Origin of the sequence: Algoriphagus antarcticus, from assembly GCF_002150685.1 — a bacterium.
GTDB classification, from domain to species: Bacteria; Bacteroidota; Bacteroidia; order Cytophagales; family Cyclobacteriaceae; genus Algoriphagus; species Algoriphagus antarcticus.
The window spans coordinates 1-24,230 of the sequence record NZ_MSSW01000044.1 but is presented as its reverse complement, the minus strand read 5'-3'; the positions used below and the strand labels follow the sequence as shown (position 1 = coordinate 24,230).

Annotated in this window: 22 protein-coding genes; 15 read left to right on the top strand and 7 right to left on the bottom strand. The window is 40.2% G+C overall.

Annotation, left to right across the window (positions count from 1 at the left end; genetic code table 11):
- Window positions 1-65: 65 nt before the first annotated feature.
- The 3 genes from ftsH to BVH04_RS14560 all read left to right on the top strand — a co-directional run bounded on the left by ftsH (window position 66) and on the right by BVH04_RS14560 (window position 3,800).
- The gene (gene ftsH, locus BVH04_RS14570) at window positions 66-2,135 is read left to right on the top strand and encodes an ATP-dependent zinc metalloprotease FtsH (RefSeq protein ID WP_086542198.1); all 2,070 of its coding nucleotides are present in this window, start codon (window positions 66-68) and stop codon (window positions 2,133-2,135) included.
- A 61-nt stretch (window positions 2,136-2,196) separates the two neighbouring features.
- On the top strand, window positions 2,197-2,973 hold the full coding sequence (locus tag BVH04_RS14565) for a UDP-2,3-diacylglucosamine diphosphatase (protein ID WP_240510940.1): 777 nt from the start codon (window positions 2,197-2,199) through the stop codon (window positions 2,971-2,973).
- The gene (locus BVH04_RS14560) at window positions 2,970-3,800 is read left to right on the top strand and encodes a hypothetical protein (protein WP_086542197.1); all 831 of its coding nucleotides are present in this window, start codon (window positions 2,970-2,972) and stop codon (window positions 3,798-3,800) included. The genes BVH04_RS14565 and BVH04_RS14560 overlap by 4 nt, the downstream gene beginning before the upstream one ends.
- A 275-nt stretch (window positions 3,801-4,075) precedes the next feature.
- Here BVH04_RS14560 and BVH04_RS14555 read toward each other — a convergent pair whose 3' ends face one another.
- Window positions 4,076-4,501 (bottom strand): FKBP-type peptidyl-prolyl cis-trans isomerase, encoded by a 426-nt coding sequence (locus tag BVH04_RS14555; RefSeq protein ID WP_086542196.1) that lies wholly within the window; start codon window positions 4,499-4,501, stop codon window positions 4,076-4,078.
- A gap of 183 nt (window positions 4,502-4,684) precedes the next feature.
- Between BVH04_RS14555 and BVH04_RS14550 the strand changes: the two genes are divergently transcribed.
- From BVH04_RS14550 to BVH04_RS14515, 8 genes are all read left to right on the top strand, one after another.
- On the top strand, window positions 4,685-6,067 hold the full coding sequence (locus BVH04_RS14550; RefSeq protein WP_086542195.1) for a sigma-54-dependent transcriptional regulator: 1,383 nt from the start codon (window positions 4,685-4,687) through the stop codon (window positions 6,065-6,067).
- Window positions 6,057-7,400, top strand: a complete 1,344-nt coding sequence (locus tag BVH04_RS14545) for a sensor histidine kinase (protein WP_086542194.1) — start codon at window positions 6,057-6,059, stop codon at window positions 7,398-7,400. Before BVH04_RS14550 ends, BVH04_RS14545 begins: the two co-directional genes overlap by 11 nt.
- Before the next feature lie 616 nt (window positions 7,401-8,016).
- Window positions 8,017-8,175 (top strand): PIN domain-containing protein, encoded by a 159-nt coding sequence (locus tag BVH04_RS26660; protein ID WP_086542193.1) that lies wholly within the window; start codon window positions 8,017-8,019, stop codon window positions 8,173-8,175.
- A 53-nt stretch (window positions 8,176-8,228) separates the two neighbouring features.
- A complete protein-coding gene (locus tag BVH04_RS14535; protein WP_086542192.1) occupies window positions 8,229-9,755 on the top strand; it encodes a glycosyltransferase family 39 protein in 1,527 nt (508 codons plus the stop codon).
- A gap of 71 nt (window positions 9,756-9,826) precedes the next feature.
- Entirely contained in the window at window positions 9,827-9,988 is a 162-nt protein-coding gene (locus tag BVH04_RS25820; protein WP_205635864.1) for a nucleotidyltransferase family protein, read from the top strand.
- 171 nt (window positions 9,989-10,159) lie between these two features.
- Window positions 10,160-10,324, top strand: a complete 165-nt coding sequence (locus tag BVH04_RS26655; RefSeq protein ID WP_086542191.1) for a HepT-like ribonuclease domain-containing protein — start codon at window positions 10,160-10,162, stop codon at window positions 10,322-10,324.
- A 175-nt stretch (window positions 10,325-10,499) separates the two neighbouring features.
- On the top strand, window positions 10,500-11,504 hold the full coding sequence (locus BVH04_RS14520) for a DHH family phosphoesterase (protein WP_086542190.1): 1,005 nt from the start codon (window positions 10,500-10,502) through the stop codon (window positions 11,502-11,504).
- A 105-nt stretch (window positions 11,505-11,609) separates the two neighbouring features.
- Complete coding sequence (locus BVH04_RS14515) at window positions 11,610-12,569, top strand: NAD(P)-dependent alcohol dehydrogenase (protein WP_086542189.1); 960 nt, start codon at window positions 11,610-11,612, stop codon at window positions 12,567-12,569.
- Window positions 12,570-12,794: 225 nt separating this feature from the next.
- Here BVH04_RS14515 and BVH04_RS14505 read toward each other — a convergent pair whose 3' ends face one another.
- Both BVH04_RS14505 and BVH04_RS14500 read right to left on the bottom strand, forming a co-directional pair.
- On the bottom strand, window positions 12,795-13,592 hold the full coding sequence (locus BVH04_RS14505) for a hypothetical protein (RefSeq protein ID WP_086542266.1): 798 nt from the start codon (window positions 13,590-13,592) through the stop codon (window positions 12,795-12,797).
- A 511-nt stretch (window positions 13,593-14,103) separates the two neighbouring features.
- Complete coding sequence (locus BVH04_RS14500) at window positions 14,104-15,054, bottom strand: helix-turn-helix transcriptional regulator (RefSeq protein WP_086542187.1); 951 nt, start codon at window positions 15,052-15,054, stop codon at window positions 14,104-14,106.
- Window positions 15,055-15,190: 136 nt separating this feature from the next.
- Between BVH04_RS14500 and BVH04_RS14495 the strand changes: the two genes are divergently transcribed.
- From BVH04_RS14495 to BVH04_RS14480, 4 genes are all read left to right on the top strand, one after another.
- Window positions 15,191-15,685, top strand: coding sequence for a DinB family protein (locus BVH04_RS14495; protein WP_086542186.1), 495 nt, complete (start codon window positions 15,191-15,193; stop codon window positions 15,683-15,685).
- Window positions 15,686-15,903: 218 nt separating this feature from the next.
- Window positions 15,904-16,602, top strand: coding sequence for a DUF4397 domain-containing protein (locus BVH04_RS14490; RefSeq protein WP_169714441.1), 699 nt, complete (start codon window positions 15,904-15,906; stop codon window positions 16,600-16,602).
- Window positions 16,603-16,922: 320 nt separating this feature from the next.
- The gene (locus BVH04_RS14485; RefSeq protein WP_240510939.1) at window positions 16,923-18,149 is read left to right on the top strand and encodes a glycoside hydrolase family 18 protein; all 1,227 of its coding nucleotides are present in this window, start codon (window positions 16,923-16,925) and stop codon (window positions 18,147-18,149) included.
- A 257-nt stretch (window positions 18,150-18,406) separates the two neighbouring features.
- A complete protein-coding gene (locus BVH04_RS14480) occupies window positions 18,407-20,854 on the top strand; it encodes a hypothetical protein (protein WP_086542184.1) in 2,448 nt (815 codons plus the stop codon).
- Window positions 20,855-20,989: 135 nt separating this feature from the next.
- Here the strand turns inward: BVH04_RS14480 and BVH04_RS25170 are convergent, their stop codons facing one another.
- From BVH04_RS25170 to BVH04_RS14465, 4 genes are all read right to left on the bottom strand, one after another.
- Complete coding sequence (locus tag BVH04_RS25170; protein ID WP_140160598.1) at window positions 20,990-21,208, bottom strand: hypothetical protein; 219 nt, start codon at window positions 21,206-21,208, stop codon at window positions 20,990-20,992.
- 681 nt (window positions 21,209-21,889) lie between these two features.
- Window positions 21,890-23,254: a porin family protein gene (locus tag BVH04_RS14475; protein ID WP_086542183.1), complete on the bottom strand. Its 1,365-nt coding sequence runs from the start codon at window positions 23,252-23,254 to the stop codon at window positions 21,890-21,892.
- Window positions 23,241-23,789: an RNA polymerase sigma factor gene (locus BVH04_RS14470; RefSeq protein ID WP_086542182.1), complete on the bottom strand. Its 549-nt coding sequence runs from the start codon at window positions 23,787-23,789 to the stop codon at window positions 23,241-23,243. Before BVH04_RS14470 ends, BVH04_RS14475 begins: the two co-directional genes overlap by 14 nt.
- 94 nt (window positions 23,790-23,883) lie before the next feature.
- On the bottom strand, window positions 23,884-24,114 hold the full coding sequence (locus BVH04_RS14465) for a hypothetical protein (protein ID WP_086542181.1): 231 nt from the start codon (window positions 24,112-24,114) through the stop codon (window positions 23,884-23,886).
- Window positions 24,115-24,230 lie beyond the last annotated feature (116 nt).

Here is a 24,230-nt window from a genome sequence, read left to right as displayed (position 1 = left end):
AAGCTGCGAACTTTCAGCTTAACTTTCCGTTTTACCTAAAGTTTATGAAATTACCCAAATAAGAAATGAGCGATACTAATAATAAAAGCAAAAAATTTGTACCAAAGACACCCCAAAAGCCCAATTTTCAGCTTTGGCTGATTATAGCTGCTGTAGCTGTCTTACTTGGTCTTACCTGGGTTCAGAATAGGAATTCAGTTGTTGATATCACACAAAAGAGATTTGAAGACATGTACTTGGCTGGAGATCTCTCCAAAGTGACCATGGTTAAAAACATGGAACGTGTTGATATCACGCTTAAATCCACCTCTTTATCCACAGATAAATACAAAACAGAATTGGAGTCCAATTCTACCTTTTTCAATCCTGAAGGTCCCCACTATTCATTTCAGGTAGCCTCTATAGAGAAATTCGCAAATGACTTTGATGCATTAAAGGAGCAAGTTCCTCAGGAAAATAGAATAGAATTATCTGTAGCCACTGAAGAAAACTGGAGTAGCTACTTCGGTAGCTTTGGATTCTTGATTTTGCTATTTGTGCTCTTCTGGTTTATGATGCGCCGTATGGCTGGGCCTTCCGGGCCAGGTGGACAGATATTCAATGTGGGTAAATCCAAAGCTCAATTGTTCGACGCTGAGAATAAAGTCAAAATCACTTTTGACAATGTGGCAGGACTTGACGAAGCAAAAGAGGAGGTTCAGGAAATCGTTGAATTTCTTCAAAATCCAGGCAAATTCACCAAACTCGGTGGTAAAATCCCTAAAGGTGCGTTGCTAGTAGGACCTCCAGGTACGGGTAAAACTCTACTGGCAAAAGCTGTAGCAGGTGAAGCGGGTGTACCATTCTTCACACTTTCAGGTTCTGACTTCGTAGAGATGTTTGTCGGTGTGGGTGCTGCCAGAGTTCGTGATTTGTTCAAGCAAGCCAAAGAGAAAGCACCTTGTATCATCTTTATAGATGAGATCGATGCGATCGGCAGATCAAGAGGTAAAGGCCAAATGCCAGGTTCAAACGACGAAAGAGAAAATACACTGAACTCCCTATTGGTGGAAATGGATGGTTTCGGTACTGACACAGGCGTAATTGTAGTCGCTGCAACTAACAGACCCGATGTATTGGATAGCGCTTTGCTAAGACCAGGACGATTCGACAGACAGATCTCTATCGACAAGCCAGATATCGTAGGAAGAGAAGCTATTTTTAAAGTTCACCTGAAGCCTATCAAAACGGCTGATGACGTAGATCCGAAAAAATGTGCTGCACAAACTCCAGGATTTGCTGGAGCCGAAATCGCAAACGTATGTAACGAGGCCGCTTTGATCGCAGCTAGAAGAAATAAAAATGCTGTAGATATGCAGGATTTCCAAGACGCTGTTGACCGTGTGATTGGTGGTTTGGAAAAGAAAAACAAGATCATTTCGCCAGACGAAAAGAAAATCGTTGCTTTCCACGAAGCTGGTCACGCTGTAGCTGGCTGGTTCTTGGAGCATGCTGATCCATTGGTCAAAGTAAGTATAGTTCCTCGTGGAGTGGCTGCTTTGGGTTATGCTCAGTATCTGCCAAAGGAACAATTCTTATATCAAACAGAGCAGTTGATGGATGAGATGTGTATGACACTTGGTGGTCGTGCTGCAGAAGAAATCATCTTTAACAAAATCTCTACAGGAGCCTTAAGCGATCTGGAGCGTGTCACTAAATTGGCTTATTCTATCGTATCAGTGTACGGCATGAATGATAAAATCGGGAATGTTTCCTTCTACGATTCTAAAGCCGATGGTTACAAAATGACCAAGCCTTATTCTGAATCTACTGCTGAGGTGATAGATGAGGAAGTAAGAAAACTAATTAAGTCAGCTTATGACAGAACCAAAGAATTGCTAACTCATAGAATCAAAGAACTTGACATCTTAGCTCAGGAGCTTTTGGAAAAAGAAATTTTATTCCAAGCAGATTTGGAGCGATTGATTGGCAAAAGACCTTTCGATAAGGAAACAACTTATCAGGCATATACCAATAAAAAGGATGATTCTAAAGAGCCAGACTTGATTAATAAGGAGGAAGATTCTGATCCAGAATCTTCAGATCCCCTGATAGATCCAATTCCGGAGCCAAATTCTGATAATCGAATCATGTAAATAAGAGCCCCGAATAATTCGGGGCTTTTTTGATTTTGTACCTGCACGTTTATCTTTAGTCATGCAATCAACCCCGTTGGATTTTCCGTTGAATGGAAAAAAAATCTATTTCGCATCTGACTTTCATCTTGGAGCACCAAATGAAGCAGAGAGCAAACTTCGCGAAAAACGGATCATACGATGGTTGGATTCCGTGGCGGAGGATGCCGCTGCCATCTTTTTGGTTGGAGATATTTTCGACTTTTGGTTCGAGTATGGGCAAGTAATTCCCAAAGGCTTTATTCCCTTTATTTCAAAGATCCATCAACTCCGAGAGCGGGGCATGCCTATCATTTTTTTCACTGGAAATCATGATCTATGGATGAAAGACTACTTCACTGTTGAGCTGGGGATCCCTGTTTACACTCATCCTATTGAGCTGAAAATAGAAGGAAAATCTATTTTGGTCGGTCATGGAGATGGTCTGGGACCAGGAGATAATTCTTATAAGTTCCTCAAGAAAGTATTTACTAACCAGATAGCTCAATGGCTTTTTCGCTGGTTTCACCCTGATCTGGGAATGAAAATCGCCAAGGGTTGGTCTGGTCATAGCCGTATTACCAATATCGAAAAAGATGAAAATCACTTCCTTGGTGAGGATGAATGGCTTTGGAAATACTGTAAAGAACTAGAGGAAAAGAAACATCATGATTTCTATATTTTCGGGCATAGACACTTGCCTCTGGAATTGAAAGTTGGGAAAAGAGCAACCTATTTCAACCTCGGCGAATGGGTGACTCAGAACACCTTTTTGTCTTTTGATGGCCAAAAAGCCCAGCTTATCACCTTCGAGGGATGAGGCTACTTTTCTTCCTTGTAATTATCCTCCTTCCAATTTTGGCTACTTCACAAAGTGTAGGGAAATTAGGAACACCACTTGCTGAAATACCGCTTGAAAATCTTGATCTGGTTTCCTTTGACACCAAAGATCAATTATTCGCCAGCACTAGTTTGGGGGATATTTACCTTTTCAGCCAAGATGGAAAACAACTCAATCTATTTTCGCCCGCTCGCCAAGGAAGATTGAATCAGCTAGAGGCAGGTTGGACGGTGAATATTTTCACCTTTTCAGCAGATCTGCAACAGTATAGAATACTCGATAGATTTCTGAACCCCTTGGCAGAAAAAGGATTTTCCCTTGCTGACATCAGCCTAGCCAAAGCGGCAACCTTGGGCAATAATAATGTGGTCTGGGTCTGGGATGAATCAGATCTGAGCCTCAAATCATTGGACTATCTTAGAAACCAGGTCATTCAATCCCAACCTCTCAATCTTATATTAGAATCAGAAGACTTAAGCGTCTCAGAAATCAGAGAATTCAAAAATCGCCTGTTTATGAATGCACCAGAGTCTGGCGTTTTCATTTTTGACAATCAAGGGAATCTGATGCGAAAAATTGAAGTAAAAGGCATCAACAAATTGTGCTATTACAAAGAGCACCTAATTTGGATAGAAGGGAATAACCTAATGGCAGTATCTCTTTCAACCAACGATATTGTCACTCTTGCTGATCTGGATAATTCTGAAGCCGCTTATCTTCAAATCGGCCAGGAAAGAATTGCATTAGTCTCCAAAGACAAAATAAGCCTCTATTCTACTCCTTCTTGGCTGAAGTCTTTTAAGTGAGTTAATTCTCTCTCTTTTTTTACTTCTTTATTTCACAATCGACTTTGGACATTTCCAATATCCCAAGAATACTTGTCCATCATTGTTCACAAAGACCCACACATAGTACTCACTTAGTGGGAATGAAACCCTCAGAAAAGTCCAGCTTCTGGAGAAGCAGGACAACTACGACCTTTGCCCAAACAACCGTGGCCACCGTGGTCTAATACTCTTCAAACAAAAAAGGCCATTTCATCTCTGAAACGGCCTTTTCGAATTTTATAAATTCAGAACAATTAGTTGACCTTCACCAACTCAATATCAAAGATCAAATCCTTACCTGCCAATTGGTGGTTAGCATCTAACTTAATTTTTTCAGCATCCACATCTACTACTGTTACTGGCATAGGCTGACCGTTGTCTCCCTGAAGAGTCAATGCCAATCCGATCTCGGGCTTGATATCAGCAGGAACTTGTGCTATAGGTACAGCGATGATCATATCTTCTCTCCGCTCGCCATAGGCTTCAGCAGCAGGAATTGTCACTGTTACCTTATCGCCTAACGCCATACCGTCAACAGCTGTATCAAATCCTTTAATCATATTTCCGTCGCCTAAGGTAAATCCTAGCGGTTCGCGATTGGCTGAAGAATCAAATACGCTTCCATCCTCCAATTTTCCAGTGTAATGCACTTGAACTGCATCCCCTTTTTTAGCTTGCATAGTCTTTTGTTTTAGTAAAGCACAAAGTTACAAAAATCTATCAAGGGAGAAAAATCCGATGACTATTGTCCGATTTCAGTATAAAAACGTACACTTTTGGACACTTCTACTTCAAAAACCCAGTATATAGGCCTATATTAGGGTTGGCATCATTTTGCCATAAGTAAGTCCAAACAATTAACCATGGAAACTCAAGATTTAGGCAAGATTCTTATCATCGATGATAATGAAGACTTACTCTTTGCCGCTAAAATGCTTCTAAAGAAGCATGCTCAAGAAGTCATGATAGAAAAGGATCCACGTAGAATTCCTTTTCTGGTCAATAACAATAATTACGATGTAATCCTGCTGGACATGAATTTCCGAGAGGATACAACCTCAGGCAAGGAAGGTTTTCACTGGCTAAAGCAAATCAAAGAGATTGATCCAAAGGCCGTAGTAATCCTGATCACTGCATTTGGTGACGTGGAAATGGCCGTTCAAGCCCTTAAGGAAGGTGCGACCGATTTCATTCTGAAGCCTTGGCAAAACGAAAAATTGATTGCGACGCTATCTGCTGCAATCAGATTAAAGGAAAGCTACAATGAAGTCGATAAGCTGCAAAAAAAACAAAAGCAGATGCAGACGGATATGAAGAAGCCTTACACTGATATCATCGGTCAAAGTGCTTCTATGAAAAACATTTTTTCCATCATTGATAAAGTAGCCCAGACAGATGCAAACGTGCTGATTTTAGGAGAAAATGGAACAGGTAAAGAACTTATAGCGCGAGCTATTCATGATCGATCACTTCGAAAAGATGAAATTTTCGTCGGTGTAGATATGGGTGCTATTACAGAAACCTTATTTGAATCTGAACTTTTTGGCCATAAAAAGGGTGCGTTTACCGATGCCAAAGATGATCGCTCAGGTAGATTTGAAATAGCTGACAAAGGCTCTTTGTTTTTGGATGAGATCGGAAATCTTTCTCTTCCTCTGCAGTCAAAACTTCTCACGGTGCTCCAAAGAAGGGAAGTTACCAGAATAGGCACCAACAAAGCCATCCCAGTGGACATCCGCCTGATTTGTGCTACGAATATGCCTATACACGAAAGTACTTCTGATAATAATTTCCGTCAGGATTTATTGTATCGAATCAATACTGTGGAAATCTTCCTTCCTCCACTTCGTGAAAGACAAGATGATATTCCAGTTCTGGCGAATCATTTTCTAAAAAGCTACAGTCAGAAATACCGCAAAAACTTCACTGGATTTACTACAGCTGGAATGGATCTTTTGCAGCATTATGGATGGCCAGGAAACATCCGGGAACTTCAGCATGCCATCGAGCGGGCGATTATTATGGCAGAAGGCGAGGTATTGGATTCTAGGGATTTCTTCTTCCTTTCTGCCAAGCCAACCTCTGACAAAGCACCAACTTCAGTGACACTTAACCTCGACGATATGGAGAAAACTACCATTCAGCGAGCAATTGACAAAAACGGCGGAAACATCTCCAAGGCAGCTAAGGAGCTTGGTCTGACCAGAGCTTCACTTTACAGAAGGCTGGAAAAATATGGACTATAAAGTTGGCTTACTCGGAAGGATCGCCTTCTTAGCGGCTTCCTTATTTCTACTTGCCTACGCTATCATCGATAGTTGGGGAGTTTTTATGATCTCCCTTTTACTCGTTTTGGTCGTATTTCAAATCATCTATTTGCTTCGTTATTCTGAAGGCTCATTCAATAAAGTGCGCGTTTTCCTCGATAATATCAAGCAGGACAAATACTCTCAACTCTATCCTGTCAAATTTGATGGTACCGAAACCGATGACTTACACATAGAATTCAATGCGATTCTCGCTAAGCTAAAGGAAGATCAAGCCGAGAAGGAAGCCAACTATCAATATTTCCGATCAGTGTTTAAGCACCTGAGCATTGGCTTGATCACTTTTGGGGAAAACGGCGGTATTCAAATCGTAAACACTGCTGCAAAGCGAATTCTCCATGTGGAAGAGCTAAAAAACATCGGGGAGATCGAAGGCATAAACAAAGAATTACACCTAGCAATCAATAACCTGCGCACGGGCGGAAGTGAGTTGATTAAGATCGCCCATCCTGACGGAATCATGCAGATTTCGGTGTATGTGATTGAATTGCTGATGCGTGGGGAGAAATTCAAATTGGTATCTCTGCAGAATATTCAGTCTGAACTAGAAGAAAAGGAAATGGAAGCTTGGCAAAATCTTGTCAAAATCCTGACTCATGAAATCATGAATTCCATTGCGCCGATTTCTTCTTTGGCAGGTACTATCCAAGGGGAAATGGAAAGCAAAATAGAGCACGTGGAGCAAATAACCCCTTCAGAAATGGAAGACTACCTTTTAGGGATTAGTACGATTGAAAAGCGTAGTCAGGGACTGATCAGCTTTGTGTCTGACTTCAGAAGTTTGGCACATATTCCAGCTCCTAAGTTCAGCAGTATTGCTATCGCAAAGCTTTTCCATCAACTTGAGATTTTACTACAACACCAACTTGAAGAACAACACATTGAATTTATCAAAGAGATCAATCCAAAGGAGTTAATTCTTTTTGGAGACCAAACTCAGATTGAGCAAGTACTTATTAACCTTACTCAGAATGCCATTCAGGCAGTAGAAGATTCAGAAGTAAAACGGATCATCTTGCGAGCATTTATAGATGAGTCAGGAAAGATTATTCTTGAAATAGCCGATACCGGAAAAGGCATCGAAGAGGAAGCGCTAAGCAAGATTTTCATCCCATTCTTTACCACCAAATCTAAAGGTTCGGGAATCGGTTTGAGCCTATCCAAGCAAATCATGCGTCGCCACAAAGGAAATATTCAAGTGCGCTCTACGCAGGGTGAAGGGACTACATTTAAGTTAATATTTAACGGGTAAAACGGAATTTGCAGTAAGACAAAACCTTTTGCGCTTTTTAGGACCTTGAAGGATTTTCAAGGAGACATCAATAAATCAACTTTGAAGTATGTTCTCATTAAATGAATAAATCAGTATCTTCAATTAATCTAAAAATCGACACCATGATCATTGAAAGAACGGAAGATGAGGTAATTATCAGACTTCCATCTAATGTAAAAACAGAGGGACTTCAAAACCTCATTGTCTACCTAACTTACTAGGAAGCTACTGCCAATTCAAATGCAAAGCAGACAGATGTGGATGCATTAGCTAAGGATGTAAAAGCAGGTTGGTGGAAAGAAAACAAGGATCGTCTTATTAAATGAAAGTAGTGATAGTAACCAATATAATTTTTAGCGTTCTTTTAAACTCATAAGGCACTATTGGTGATCTAATATTCAATTCAGAAGGGAGATTTGAATTCTATAGTTGTGTATACATGCGCAATGAAATACGGAATCATTGGGACAAACTCAAAAAAATCTCAAATATTTCAGAAGATTAATTACAAATTTCATATGCATTGGTTCTCTCCAAACTAAAGTTTATTAATGAAGAGATTATACCAGTGAAAACATGACTATCCTCTGAGAAAATCATCAAAAAAATTGATTCAGACGATGTTGCTTTTGTTGCATTATCAGAATTCTCAGGAGCTACGTTGTGGACTGGAGACAAGATTTTATACAAAGGCTTAAAAAGTCAGAATTTCAAAAATCTTGTAAATACAACTGAATTTCTTGCCTTACGATAAGGCTAGTAGGTTCAATAACTTTTGAAATTGCCCACATTTATTTTTAAAACCCTATGAATCAAAAGACCCTACTTTTAATCGGATTCGTATTATTCAAGTTTGTTCTACAATACTTGTTGATTGATTCAGGTTATGATCTGCAAAGAGATGAGTATTTACATCTTGACCAGGCACATCATTTAGCTTGGGGCTATATATCCGTTCCTCCGGTCACTTCTTGGTTTTCGTATTTGATTTACCTGCTTGGTTATACTGAGTTTTGGGTCAAATTCTTCCCAGCTCTTTTTGGTGCATTAACGATAGTGTTGGTTTGGAAAACAGTAGAAAGTTTGGGAGGAAATCTATTCGCACTTTCTCTGGCTGCAATAGGTATTATTTTTTCTGCATTGACTCGAATCAATACTCTCTTCCAGCCTAATTCCTTCGATGTATTAGCTTGGACTTTTGTGTTTTACACCGTCATTAGACACCTACAAACTGGTAAAAACAGTTGGTTATATTGGATGGGAATAGCATTTGGTTTTGGCTTTCTAAATAAATACACGGTAGTCTTTCTGGCAATTGGGCTAGTTCTTGGTTTATTAGTAACTAAACAAAGACAAGTCTTTACCAACCCTCACTTTTATGGTGCACTTGCACTTGCTGCTTTGATCACATTACCAAATCTGATCTGGCAATGGGTGAATGATTTTCCCGTGATTTGGCATATGAGAATGCTGAGCCAGAATCAACTTGTCAATAACAATCGTTTGGACTTTTTAATAGATCAGCCACTATTCTTTATAGGTTCTCTTTTCATTTTGATTGTAGCAATGGTTGCCTATTTCACTTACCCTCCTTTCAAGAAATATAGATTTCTATTTTATTGTCTGATAGTGACCTTGGCTGTTTTTATGATTTTCCGAGCAAAGAGCTATTATGCCATCAGTATTTACCCTATTCATTTCGCTTTTGGGTCAATTTATCTCTCAAAACTACTGAACTCAGGTTGGAAGACCTACCTGATACCAGTGGCATTGATTGTTCCTGTTGCACTATTTACACTAATGATACCATTGATATTTCCTATTGAACCCCCTGAGAAACTTAAGGATAACTATTCAAGACATCCCGGTTTGCAGTTGACACGCTGGGAAGATGGAGAAATCCATGACATCCCCCAAGATTTTGCGGATATGCTAGGCTGGAAAGAACTGGCAGCGAAGGTAGATCTGGCTTATTCCAAAGCGCCTGCTGATGAATACACCCTAATCATCTGCGACAACTACGGACAGGCTGGAGCGATCAATTTTTACACCAAGACCAAAGGCTTGCAAGCTGTCACAATGAATGCTGATTATGTCAATTGGATAGATCTCAGTCGGGAAATTAAGAATGTAATCTTAGTACGAGATGCACTAGATGGAGTAAGTGAGCGGGAGATCTTACTTTTTGAGAAATCAGAAGAAATCGGAACTATTACCGATCCAAATGCCCGTGAGTATGGAGCGATCATCCACCTTCTTCTCGGCACCAAAACTGATATCAATGCGATTCTGACTAGTGAGATTGAGGAGAAAAAGGCTGAATTGAGAGAGTGAGAAATTTGTGAAGTGATCCGTTTGAACTCAGAGCACTGACAAGACTTTGTATATTTGATAAAAGCCAAAAAATGACAACAAAGGAAATCATATTGGATAAACTCAGGTCAAATAAACCTCAGTTCTCTAAACTTGGGGTTCGAGAAATTGGCTTATTCGGTACCTATTTACACAATGAACATACGATTGCCAGTGATATTGATCTGCTCATAGATTTCGAACCTGAAATATAAACATTTGACAACTTCATGACTGCTTACGATTTATTTGAAAGCATATTCATAAGTCAGAAAATAGAAGTTGTCACTACTTTTGGACTTAGCCCATGCATCGGCCCAAAGATTTTAAGAGAAGTGGAATATTGCTAACAATCCACTAGACTATCTTAAATATATTTCTGATGAATGCAGCTTTATCCTAATACCATTCAATGCAAGAACATGGCTGGAATGAGAGACCGACTCATTCATGATTATATGGGAGTAAATTATTCCGTTGTTTGGGATGTAGTAAAAAACAAAATTCCAGATGTGCAAAATCAAGTGCATATCATTCTATCTAAAAAATAGAGATTAAAATGTTCTGTGTGGACACAGTCCACGGTCGTCACAAAAATCAAAGTGCAGGAATTTAAAATCCTAAACCACCATTTTTCCTCTTCTCTTTTGTTCCTTTGCAGATTAAAGAACATCACCCACATCGTTCTTTTTCATTCAAGCTTTTCCTCCAGTAAAAATCCCCTTCATGAATACCTACAAACAAATCGAAGCTGAAATTCTAGCAGCATCGAACATCCTCATTACCGCCCACAAATCCGCCGATGGTGACTCTGTCGGCTCCTCATTGGGTCTATTGCATTTTATAGAAAAGCTTGGGAAAAAAGCTACCATTTGCCATCCTGACAAAGCTCCTGATTTTTTGGATTTCCTTGACTTGTCACACATTATTACGATGGATCAAGAACCAGAGAAAGTGAACACTGCATTCCAAGAAGCAGATCTGATCTTTTGTTTAGACTATAATTCCACAGATCGTGTGGGCAAGGATATGACTCCCTTGCTGGAGTCCGCCAGCTGCACCAAAATCATGATCGATCATCATCTTGACCCACAGGACTTCGCTTCAATTACGGTATCCGACACCTCTGCATCATCTACGGCAGAGTTGATTGTGGAATTGATCGAGCTGTCAGAAAACGGCTCGTTACTGGACGAGAAAATAGGAACTCCTTTGTATGTAGGAATTTTGACTGACACAGGGAGCTTTCGCTTCAATTCCGTTAAACCCCGAACACACGAGGTCCTTGCCATACTGCTTGCCGGAGGCGTCAAACATTACATGATCCATGAAATGCTGAATGATACAAATACAGCTAGCCGCCTTCGCCTGCAAGGATTTGCGATGAGTGAAAAAATGGAGATTTTGGATGTAAACTCGGTCGCTATCATTTCACTGACCAAAGGGGAGTTGGAAAAGTATCAGTACAAAAAAGGAGATACAGATAGTTTAGCCAATCTTGCTTTATCCATCAAAGGAATGAAAGTGGCCATTGTGCTTTCAGAACGGGATGGAATCATCAAGATATCCTTCCGCTCTAAGGGCAAAGTGAATCCTGTAAATGCTTTGGCAGCCAATCATTTCGATGGTGGCGGACATGCAAATGCGGCTGGGGGAATGTGTGAGCTCTCCATGGATGAAACCTTGGATAAAATGAAAGCTCTTGTTCCTGAGTACTTTCCTGTTCAGTAGTCTGAGGATCAATAGGTAGTGAACCATTAGTTATAGAATGTACTCCCAAATTCCGAACGTAGGATTAATCATACAGGAAGCATCTTTGAACAAAACACTTAACCTATGAAAGCTGCCATTCGAAGGTCATATGGAGGTCCCAAAACAATTCAAGTTGAGGAAATCGACAACCCAGTCCCAAGGGACAATCAAATATTAATTCGAGTTCATGCTACGACGGTAAACAGGACAGATTGTGCCAATCTCGCAGCCAAACCTTTAGTAATGCGATTTATCATTGGTTTTTTTAAGCCTCGGAAGACAACCTTAGGAACTGATTTCGCCGGTGAGGTGGTGGCAATTGGGAAAAATATCCACTCCTTCCAAGTCAATCAACGGGTCTTCGGCTTTACCGATCTAGGCTTAGAATCGCAAGCAGAATTCATGGCTTTGACACCTAAAGAAAATCTTTTGACCATCCCCGATCACCTTAATTATAAACAAGCTGCCGCGAGTCTGGAAGGTGCACATTATGCTCATTCATTTATCCACAAAGTAACCATTCAGCCAGGACAGCGAATACTTATCAATGGTGCGACAGGAGCGATTGGATCAGCATTGCTTCAATTCGTCAAGACATTTGAAGTACATGTGACAGCAACCTGCACTACCAAAAACGTCGCGCTTGTCCAATCCTTGGGAGCTGATAAAGTTTACGATTACTCGAAAGAGGATTTCACATCTGATATTGAAAAATATGACTTTGTATTTGATGCTGTAGGCAAAAGTACCTTCGGAAAGTGTAAGTCATTGCTGAAAAAGGAAGGCATCTATATATCGTCAGAATTAGGACCTTATTCACAAAACATCTTCTTAGCTCTCCTCACTCCTCTTTTTGGCAGAAAGAAAGTTGTTTTCCCAATACCTTATAGTTTATCCAAAACCCTTCCTTACATAAAATTAATGTTGCAAAAAGGAAAATTCAAACCTGTAATCGACCGTGAATATCCCCTAGATGATATAGCAGAAGCCTATGAATATGTTCTTTCTGGCAAAAAAACGGGGAATGTCATCATCAATTGTTAGCTGATAAAGGGCTAGCTCTAAATGGTCTATGCATCCGCTTACCACAGTTGATGATTTCCTGCACAAAATATTCAAACATCTACATCCAGCTTCTGGAGAAGCCGGACGACTTATCATTGCGACCTCCGCGCAAACCTCTGAGTGCTCCGTGGTAAAAACCCATAAAAAAACTCCATGCGAAGTCAATCACACGGAGTTTTCATTTTTGGTGGTTTTAGCTCTTACTTAATCTTTCAAAGTCACTGTTCTGGTAACATCGTTAAATCCACCTGGCAACAAATTCCCATCGCCATCCAACAATTCCAATCTAATAGAAACTTCTCCTTTAGGAAGCCCTTTAATCACATAAGGCGCCCAATCAGTAATCATAAATTCCTCACCATTGATGGTTGCTCTTACTTTGTTTCCAGTTTCAGAAAGTGTAGTGTTCAGCAAAAAGAAATCAAGCAATAAATTCTCAGTTTCTGCTCCAGTATACTCACCTTTGGGACGGCTATAGATCATGGTGGGCTGATCAAAATCTACATTCATGTCGTCACTGGCACCGCCAATTACCATTTTCTTGGCAATGAAAGAATTGTCATTCTTTACTGACTCATGATAAGATCTACTCAAAAATGCTACTAGATAGTGTGTTCCTTCAGGCATTGCCCTCTTAAATTCTGCTTCGTAGTGAGCAGAGTATGGCTCATTGTCCAAAATAAAGTGGATGTGCTGTCCTTTATCAGAATTGGCAAGCATACCCGCCATTTCATTTTTCTCAGTTTGTGCAGTCAGCTCATAATCTCCCACTTCAAATGCAAAGTCAACTTCCCCAGCTTTCGCAATAGTAGTATTGCCAGGCTTTGTCATTTTCAAAGTGGAGCTTGCATAAGCTGGAGAAGCCTCAAATTTTTCAATTGAGATAGAAGCTGGCGCAGTCATTTCAGTCTCCATTACTTCTTCATTTTCAGCTTTTTTAGGTTCGCAACTTACCGCCATTAATAATGCCACAGCAGCAGTACCCAATATTTTTACGTTCATAATTTTCAGTTTTTGAAGTTTGTGATTTTTACTAATAGTCTCAAATGCCATTCCATCGCTACTCGGAATAAAACTTGAACTCAAAGTTATTCATCTTGGATAAGAATCTACGATTTAAGGCTGTTGATTTACCATACATTTTTGGCGTGATAGCTTGATAGGCTTAGCATTTTCAATAATTAAGTTGATTTTTCATCAGTTGATTATGGTCAAATGACATATGATTGTGTTAAGTACATAGCAAATGATGCTTATGAAGAAGGCCATATTATCCTCTAAGAAGTGTTTTAATTCCCCGCTATCGGAAAAAAAAACCCCTATTCTTTGGTGTTAGAAAAGTGACTTGCGGATCATCTCTTGTACCTCTCCAAAAATAAACCTCATCAAGGAAATTCGTTAATTGTGTTATTTTTTTCTTGAAGAGCCATATTTTGAATAGATATTAGAAATTAAAATAATGGTCTTAGACATAGAAGACGGTGAGGAATTACGACAAAGATCACAGCAATAATTAACCCTGCATTTCCTTAATTTCTCCCAGCAATTCATCCAGTCGATCTCGAAGGACTTTCGGCTGTTTGATCACCACCATATCCCCCAATGCGATTACCCAGCGTACAAACCCCTCAATGGATGAGTTCATAAAGGTCATTTCGGTCACTTGCCCAACTTTTTCCTCTGACACATACCCATTATTATACCTTGAGTTCACCAGGTATTTCAAAGATCCGTCAGGCACTTCTAAAATGATTTGATGAAGTTGTTGCTCGCCTGATACTTTGTCCAAATAGGACTGCAAGGAAGGATGCTTTGCCGTGGAATAGGAAATATCTGTAATCCGAAATTTGCTAAATCTATCCAGTCGAAACGTGCGGTAATCTTTCCTCATCCGGCAGTATGCCATCAGATACCATTGTTCATACGAATGAAACATGCCTACAGGCTCCAACTCCCTGTCTGTAGTCTGCTCTGGATCAAAAGTAACGTAGGTAGTTGCTACCACTTTTTTTTCCGAAATCGCCTGAAGCATGGCTTGAAAGGCTTTACTGGATTTATTCATGACCTGTGAAGGATCCGACTTCAACACTTGGATCGTATCCTGTACCTCCACCAGCAAATCCTTTTCAGAGGATTTAAGCACTGACTTAATTTTGATCAGCGCTTCTTTGAAAAACTTGCTGCTTTGTTCACCCAACGATTTTTCCACCAACTTCTCCGCCACCAACATCGCCAGCGCCTCCTCCCTGCTAAACATAATCGGAGGAAGTCGATATCCTTCCACTAGCGAATATCCCTGCCCTGCCTCTCCGATAATCGGCACCCCTGACACTTCCAAAGATCTCACATCTCTATAGATTGTCCGCAAACTCACCCCAAAACGGGCTGCCAGTTCAGCCGCACGAACAGTTCTCTTGGATTGCAGATGCGTAAGTATGGCGGTGAGCCGATCGATTCTGTTCATGGAAAATGAGTGTGGAGCTTAAAAGTAAAGAAACTGAAAAAAATCAGAAAATCTTTCAAATCCCAAAATCCTACTGACATAGGGTTGACACTGTCGGGTTGTTTATTTGATTATTCTTAAACAAAACACAAATATTATGGAATCTACACAAGTAGCAGCAACCGCTCAAATCATCAACAAGGATCAACTTTTGACGCACTGGCTTGGCCATCGCAAAGTCACTCGAAGAGCGTTGGAAGCTTTTCCTGAGAAAGAACTTTTCGAATTCAGCATAGGTGGAATGCGTACATATGCTCAGCTTACCAAAGAAATGTTGGCAATGGATGGCTCTACCGCTAGGGGCTTGGCGACCGACGATTGGGGGACTTTTGATGAAGAGAAGACAGAACTTACAACAAAAGCTGACCTTCTAGCGAGCTATGATGAATCCACAGAAAAAATCCAGAATTATTGGAAAGATATTTCTATGGAGAAATTTCAGGAAAAAGTGGTGGCCTTTGGGCAATATGATGGTACTGGCTACAGCATTCTATTTTATATCATAGACAACGAAATTCACCACCGCGGCCAAGGGTATGTATATTTACGAGCATTAGGGATCACACCTCCGAATTTCTGGGAGCAATATTGATTTTCACAGCTGTGGTATGAATGAAAAGTGCCGTGGCCTGTTTTTGCCGTGGTCTGTGACGCAGACCACGGCGTTAATATTCATACTATAACGTCTATTATGCAGACCGTTAATCAAATTTTCATTCTTTATGTAGCGAATAAATCTTGTCATGCGTCTTGGTATTGATTATAAACTAAAACCAACAAATACATATGATGAGTGTAAAATCATTTGCAATGAAGAATTTTAAATCTCTGGCTACCCTAGCATTGCTAGCCGGAACTATGGGATTGACAAGCTGCTTGGATGACAATGACCCGAGTGATTACCCACCTGCAGGTTACATTTCTATTTTCAACGGCGCACCTGGTAACTCTGGGGTAATCGTGTATGCTGACCAAAATAAAGTGAATGATTTCTCTTTGAAATATTCAGATGTGTTGCCTTACCAAAACTTCTTTCCTGGAGACAGGCTATTCAAGTTTTCGGAAAGCAATTCCCTGACTTCTCTTTTGGAGAAAGAATTTGAGATCAAAGTTGATTCTGTTTACTCCATGTTTATGGTAGAGGCTGCGGGAGTATTGGATGCTGTCTTGGTAGATGATGACTGGTCGGAGCCAACTGCTACCGAGGCACAGATCCGAATGGTAAATCTTTCGCCAGACGCGGGAGCTGTCTCTCTCAAGATCGATGCAGTAGAAACTCCAGTTTTCAGTGACGTTGTTTTCAAGTCTAATTCAACGTTTAAAAGTCTAGCGACCAAAATGTATAAACTAACTGTCGTTTCAAGTACAGGAGAAACCCTTGCAACTGCTACGAACATTGAACTGAAAGGAAACAGAGTTTATACCCTTGTGATAAGAGGCTACAAGCAGGCAACTGACAATGCCAAAAAGCTTGATTTACAATTAATAACCAACTATATAGATTACTAAGCAATCTTACTCCCACAATGAAAAATCCCGGTCTGATTTGATCGGGATTTTTTTTGATCCATGCTCTACCATTTAATCAATGATCGGCAAAGGTTAGCGTGGTCATTTAACTAAGGCTACGCATTTCAGTTTGTTTTACTTTTTAAGCTGACTAAATCGCTTTGATTGATGCCAAATAATTGTCTGAAGGTATTGCCTATGATTTATTAAAACTTCTTTTGCATTAATCCCAGGTATATGAAATAAATTTTTCACATGATGCATAAAAAAGATTTTAATTTAAGTAATTGTTACTTCTTCGAAATTATTTGTTAAGACTTATGAAAATAAAATTGACCAGAAAAACCTCAACTCTTCCTCAGCTCTTAATTCTGATTTTTATGCTGAGTTGCTCACCACAATCAAAACAGTCCGAAGAATCCATAAATACTGATTCCTCAGCCGAACCGGTGATCATGGCCTATTACGTGGCTGAACGCACTTATGAACCTGAAAAAATCCCTGTAGAAAAGCTTTCCCATATCATCTACTCCTTCACTAACGTGATCGATGGGGAAATGAAATTCAGAAATCCTGAAGCTGCGGGGCCAAAGATAGAGGCATTAGTTAAACAAAAGGAACGAAATCCTGATCTAAAAGTAATGATCGCCTGTGGTGGCTGGGGTGCTGATGGATTTTCTGATATGGCACTGACTGAAGAAAGCCGCGCAAAATTTATTAACAGCGCTGCAGATTTCATCAAAAAATATCAGCTCGACGGTATGGACATGGACTGGGAGTATCCGGGAATTTCCGGTGCAGGCACTATGTCACGTCCAGAGGACACCCAAAATTTCACTGCCCTGATGAAAGGATTACGTGAGATGCTGGACACATTTGACTCTCCCAAAATTCTGACCTTCGCTTCGGCCGGCTGGAAGCGCTATTACGATTTTGTCGATATGGGCGAAGTAATGAAATATGCCGATTACACCAATGTAATGACTTATGACCAGGTATCCGGAGTATCTATTTACACAGGACATCATACGCCTTTAGGTGACGTGAGTAGTGAGGATATCGCGGGTACACCATTTCATGATCATCTAGATAGCTTGTACCAAAACGGTGAAAGTCCTGATCCCGATCCCCGTTCTGCACAGAAAATTGTGGATTTCCTGATCAAAAAAGGCGTAAATCCCAATCAGATAGTGATTGGATCTGCATTCTACGGAAGAGTCTGGAAAGGCGTACCACCGATAAATAACGGATTATACCAGTTAAGTGGGGGACTTCAAATCGGATGGATGTCTTATCATCGAATTCGAGAATCGTATGAACAGGATCAAAATTTTCAGCGCTTTTGGGATGAGAAAGCTCAAGCACCTTACCTCTATAATTCCAAAGACAGGTTAATGGTATCGTATGACGATACGGTTTCAGTCGCACTAAAAACCAAGTACGCTATGGAAAAAGGACTGGGCGGCATCATGTTCTGGGAATTGGGCAACGATACCAAAGAGGAAGGAAGTCTACTTGATGCAATTTACAAGGCTGCATACGAGTAAAGGCAGGGTGATTAACTGATCGCTGATGTTAAAGGATACTCTGTGATAAGTTAAAAGCACCCTAAAACAACAGCAATCTTTGAACGCTTTGTTGGTAAAAAAAGACTTATATATTGATTAGTGAAATAGTTATTGCATTGTGACCTGTTTCAATAAATTGTCTTACCATTTAAAAATAGCTTAGAAAGTGCTACTCAAGAGTAGGTGCCAAAAAAGCTCGTAATGTCCCCATATATAGACTCAAAAACATAACCCAAATGAAACAAATATCTGTAATTCTCTTATTACTCATATGTTTGATTGTTGGCTCCTGTTCCACAAATTCTGATTCAATAATCCTTGACCTTTCTACAGAATCATTGAAAATCACCATCAATGACAAAGGGTCATTTATCAATTTCATTGATGTAAATACTGGGACAGATTATATTTCAACAGACACCTTGGCTCCCTTAATGTCAGTTAGGATCAACAATGAAATTATTCATCCAAAATCTGCTACTGTAAAAGATGATATCATAAGCTTGGATTTTGAAAACGAAGTAGTTGCAGAAATTAAAATTGAAGAAAAAGGAACTCACTTTACTTTCGAATTACAATCAATAACAAACAATGATACTATTGAATTAATTGTTTGGGGGCCATATCCCACTTCAATCCAAAAAACAATCAGTGAAACAGTTGGTGTGGTTCGGGATGATGATTTTGCCATTGGCATTCAAGCCTTGAATATCAAAACTCTTGGAGGATACCCTTGGAATGAAAGTGACCGAATGCCAGAATTCGACTTCGTAAGAGAAGAGGATCCAAACAACATGCATCCCAAATCAGACGGCAGTGTCTTGTATAGAATCGAGGCTGCAGCGCCTCTGGCAAATGGAAGTAGTTTACAAGCATATACTAGAAATAGAAATACTGAAAGAATTTATTCGGATGTAGGCCACGACAAAATTGTTGCTCCGCCTTATGATGATGGTGGAGTCATAGGTTCCAAAATAGCTCTATTTGGAAGTCCTGAATCAAAAGCACTTGAAACTATCGGCGCTATAGAAATCGCGGAAGGATTGCCTCACCCAATGATAGATGGGGAATGGGTGAAAACAAACCGGAATGCTGCAGCAGCTTACCTCATTACTAATTTCACCGAAGCAACGGTGGATGATGCGATCGCATTAACCAAAAAGGCAGGCTTGAAATACCTCTATCATTATGGAAAGACATTTGAAACTTGGGGTCAATTCGAATTATACAAAGGTGAATTTCCAAACGGGATTGAAGGTCTAAAAGCAGCTGTTGATAAAGCTGCCGCTGAAGGAGTTCTAATGGGCACCCACTTCTTATCGAATTTTATTGCAACAGACGATGCATACGTTACACCAATTCCGGACGAAAGACTTGCCAAAGTAGGAAGTTCGATGATTGTCGGTGATATAGATGCAAATGCTTCCACCATCACTATCGAATCCCCTGAATTCTTCAATCAAATGAAGAATAACAATTTAAAAACAGTCATGATCGGTGAAGAACTGATTCGCTACGGAAGTGTATCAGAAGAATCTCCCTGGCGATTGTTGGATTGTCAGCGTGGCGCATTTGATACAAAAGCTAACAGTCACAAATCAGGTGACAAAATTTCAAAGCTATTGGATCACGGATATAAGGTATTCTTATCCGAAACAGATCTGACCATAGAGATGTCAAAGACTATGGCCGATTTATATAACCAAACAGGCCTGCGACAAATTTCTTTTGACGGGCTGGAAGGAAATCGTTCTACAGGTTTGGGAACCTACGGAGAGTCCTTGATGCCCTATACTTGGTACACTAATCTATCGGATGAATTGAAAGATCATCTGATAATAGATGCCAGTCGCACCACACATTTTTTCTGGCATATCTATAGTCGTATGAACTGGGGAGAGCCTTGGTATGCCGGTTTCCGCGAAAGTCAAGCAGAATATCGATTTAACAATCAGGCCTATTTCCAAAGAAATTTTATGCCGGGTATGTTAGGTTGGTTTAAAATGACTCCTGAAACCAGTATTGAAGATATGGAGTGGATGCTGGCAAAATCAGCGGGATATGATGCAGGCTATGCTTTGGTAGCCGATCTGCCTACTGTCAGTCAAAATGGTAACTCAGACAAAATATTGGAGTTGATCGGTGACTGGGAAAAATTAAGGATTTCAAACTCTTTTAGCGAAGCGCAAAAAGAAAAAATGCGAAATAGCGACAAGGAGTTCACACTCAAAAAAATCAATGAAGCCGAGTGGAACTTGCTAGAGGTATATTCAGAAATATTCACTCATGAGAAAAAGGTGAGACAACCTGGAGAGCCATTGCATTCCACTTTAGAGTTCAACAATCCGGGAAATGAGCAAGTGGTGAATTTCACTTTGACTGCAATGAACTCCGATGTAAGCGGAATTACACTAGAGATGAATGGTTATAAGAAAGTGGCCCTTCCGGGGACTATCAAAGAAGGTCAGACGCTCAAATATACTGGCGATAAGGAAGTGCTTTTATACGATTCCAACTGGCAGATTATTAAAAGATTTGAAATAGATCTGTCTGATCTTAAAATCAACACTGGCAAGAATCTGATTGCCATTGATAGCAAGTTTGATAGAGCGGATAAAGAGGCCAATATTAAAGTAGAAATCAGAACATTTGGAGAAACGCAAGACGTGGTTTTGAAAAAATAATATTCAGTTAGTGGCATCAATCCCCCTTTCCCAATATGGGTTAGTGGGATTTTCTAAAGCAAAATCCAAATATTATTATGGTGCGTGTAGCATTGCGAACTGTAATATTTATTAACCTGTATGTACGCTTTTGTGCTAGTAATAGAATTCTCTTTGGTCAACTGGTTGGAAGACCGATGACCGAAGACCGGAGTAAACAAGAATTCGATGTGTCTTAGGATTTTCCAGTTCGTCAACAGCTTGATCAATGTCTTTCACGGGCAATTGAGAACTGTAAAAGTAGAGGGTGTATGTTGGCTTTGGGTAGAAAGTGACTTCTTCACCACCCGTAAGGTGTAGGGCAAAAATATCCATTTCGGTTTCTTCGATAACTAATCCTAGAGTATACTGGTAGAACGGCTTTGCTTTTATGATGTCATCAACAGAGAAACTGCTGAAAGCTTTTGAAATTTTTGAGCATGGGTAGAGGATTTATATGTGCGGAATTCAGATTCTTGAAGTATAATTTCGCCATATTTTGCAAATCTTTCAATTGGCAAGCTATCTGATCCTTAATGCGAGCTTCCACTTTACATCAACTTACAAAAGCATAAGAAAACTTTTAATTTGCAGAAAGAAGAATATGGCATTAAATACTAACCGGAGATGCCCACCACGAAGAGAACAATGTGGAATTCAGGCTAGCTGTATTCCGATAATTATTGGAAGTAATTACACCTTCCTATCATTAAGGATTTGTACTTCGTTGATGTTATTTTAATCAAAGACTCAAAAGAATAGGTCCAATTACAAATCCAACTTGTGGAAAAGCATGACAACTATGCAAAGTTTACAAAATCATTGGTTGGTGAGCTCGTCGAACTCTGGTGGCCTCTGCGGTTAAAGCGTACAAAAATGCCTTCCTGAATCACAGAAAGGCATTTTTCATCAAATGGTCCGTGGATCCACTGACCACAGTGACAGATATTAAACTTTAAACCTCTTAACCATTAACCATTTTTGAGACTGAGACTGAATACTTATTACAAATTCCAATTACTTCTCCCTTCCTCCAAAGCTCATCTTGAAGCTCGCTCCAAATAAGCCAAAGGTATCGCCGTAGCCAGAAACTTGCTTCAGCTGGTAATTGTAGAATGGCATAATCACATAGCTGGCATTTTTGGATTCCAGGATACGAAGGTTCAATCCAAAATTCACCGTGGCAAATGGGTAAAATTTACTTTCTGTGGGCTCCAAAGAAGTGACAGTATTCATGGACTTATTGCTCAGGGAAACAGAAGAAAAACCCGCCGCATCATTACTGTATTGCGCCACTTGCCGATCATAGCTATTCTCTTGACTTCCCCTTTCGTTCAAGGCGTAAAAGTTTGAAAAACCTGCCTGAACTGAGATAGAATTGTTTTTAGTCAGAGGATACTTGATGAATACAGGCACTTCCACCTGCATCTGTCGCAATTCCAGCTTTTCTGTTTGTGGATAAGAATTACCAAAGGCCATAATCGTGCTTTCCTGCTCCGTATTTTGACTGAGGTAATTAAGCCCAAGACCAGATCCCAAGGTAAACTTCCCAGGAAGCTTGATGTCCACCAGCATCCCAAGTCCAATGGTCGAAGCCGTTGCTACTTGGTTATCGCTTTGAATTGACCCAAATCCCGGAGACAGACCCATGCCAAGCCCCACTGTCGGTTTATCTTTTTCGATGGCAGGAAAATCACTTTCTACTACAAAATTCTCTTTTTCCTCTGGCTTTACTGGCTCTTCAGGTTTTGCCAATGCAAGCTTACCTTCAGGTAATTTCTCCACGAGTTGCATATCAGGTTCTTCTGTTTTGGCTACAAGTGGCTGTTGTTCGATAGTTTGCTTTTCCTCGACTTGCGCTACTGTCTTTTCAGGGGAAACTACAGATGATTGCGGTGCGTCCTTTTCCTTTTCTTCCGTCTTTTCTTCGCGCTGAGGAACAGTTGCCAATGCTTTTGTAGAGCTAAGATTTTTCTGTGGTTTTTGATCCTTATCTACTTCAGCCAATGCATTGGAATCAGAAGTAATCGAGCTTGATTCTTGATCAAGGATGTTTTCAGAAGGAGAATTTTCTGAATTAGAATTGCTTGTAGAAAGTTCCTCTACCTTATTTTCTGTTGCTTTCTCTTCACTTTCAGCTATCTGATTGCCTGTTGAGTCAGCATTTCGATTCTCAGAAAAATCAACAGTATTCAGCCCTACTGCTAGCAACAGTAAAGACGCAGCGATCCCAGATGCCCAGTAGGCAATTGATTTACGCTTGCGCAGTGCGCGCTTTTTCTGAAAACCTTCCCAAGCACCCAATTCGTAGGGCACGGAGGCTTCTGCTAACTTCTCTTTAAGGGAAGCAGCGATTTCCTTATCAAGCTTATCTTCCTTCATATTCTTTCAAGTGTAATGATACTAATTTGCGGAGCTGAGCCTTAGCCCTTGCCAGATATACTCTGGAGGAGCTTTCGTTTAAGCCTAGCTTTTCGCCAATTTCCCTATGACTATAGCCTTCGATCTCATAGAGATTGAACACCATTTTATGATCCTCTTGTAGTAAATTAATTAGGTTTATAATGTCTTGAAATGCCAGATCCTGAAGGGCATTTACTTCATGGAAAACCCCAGTCTCCTCGGAGACGTCGGTTTGATTTTGGAACTTCTTCTGCTTGCGGAAATAGTCTATCGCGGTGTTTACGGTGATTCTGCGAAGCCACGCTTTGACCGACTGGAAGTCATCGAAATTCTTGATAGATCCGAAAAACTTGATAAATGAGTCATTCGTAATCTCATCTGCAAGCATTTTATCTTTGGAATAGGACAGACTGATACCCATGACATAGCCATAGTATTTTTTATAGAATACCTCTTCGTACTTAGCAGATCGTCGTTTGCAACCTTCGATCAGCTCCTGGTCAGTCCAATTCAATTCAAACCTATTAATCTATGGTTTACGACATCCATATTGGAGTCGGAATTCTTATTAGTTAGCTTTTTCTCTCGATCATCTCGTCGTAGGCGTTCTATTCTGAGATTTTCTCTACTTCCGTCCCATTCCTTTTTTTTTGCTCCTTTTGATCTATGGAGTTCACACAATCAGCCATTCCTCTTAGATTCTGCGGATAGCTGGGATTCGTAGCAAAATTAGATTCTTCTATCGGAAATCCCGAGTTGATTAATTCATTCTCCGTGCCAGCGCTCCTAGCGCTACTCGCAAATATCAAAACCAAATAGATTCGTAGAAGAGTCTTCATCTTGCTTTTATACCCTGACGGAGCTATTACTTAATTCGCTACAGAGGGGGGAAATTATTTTTTGGCCTGGTGAGTTTAAAATGTAAAACTTTAAAATTTAAAATGTATGTACGCTA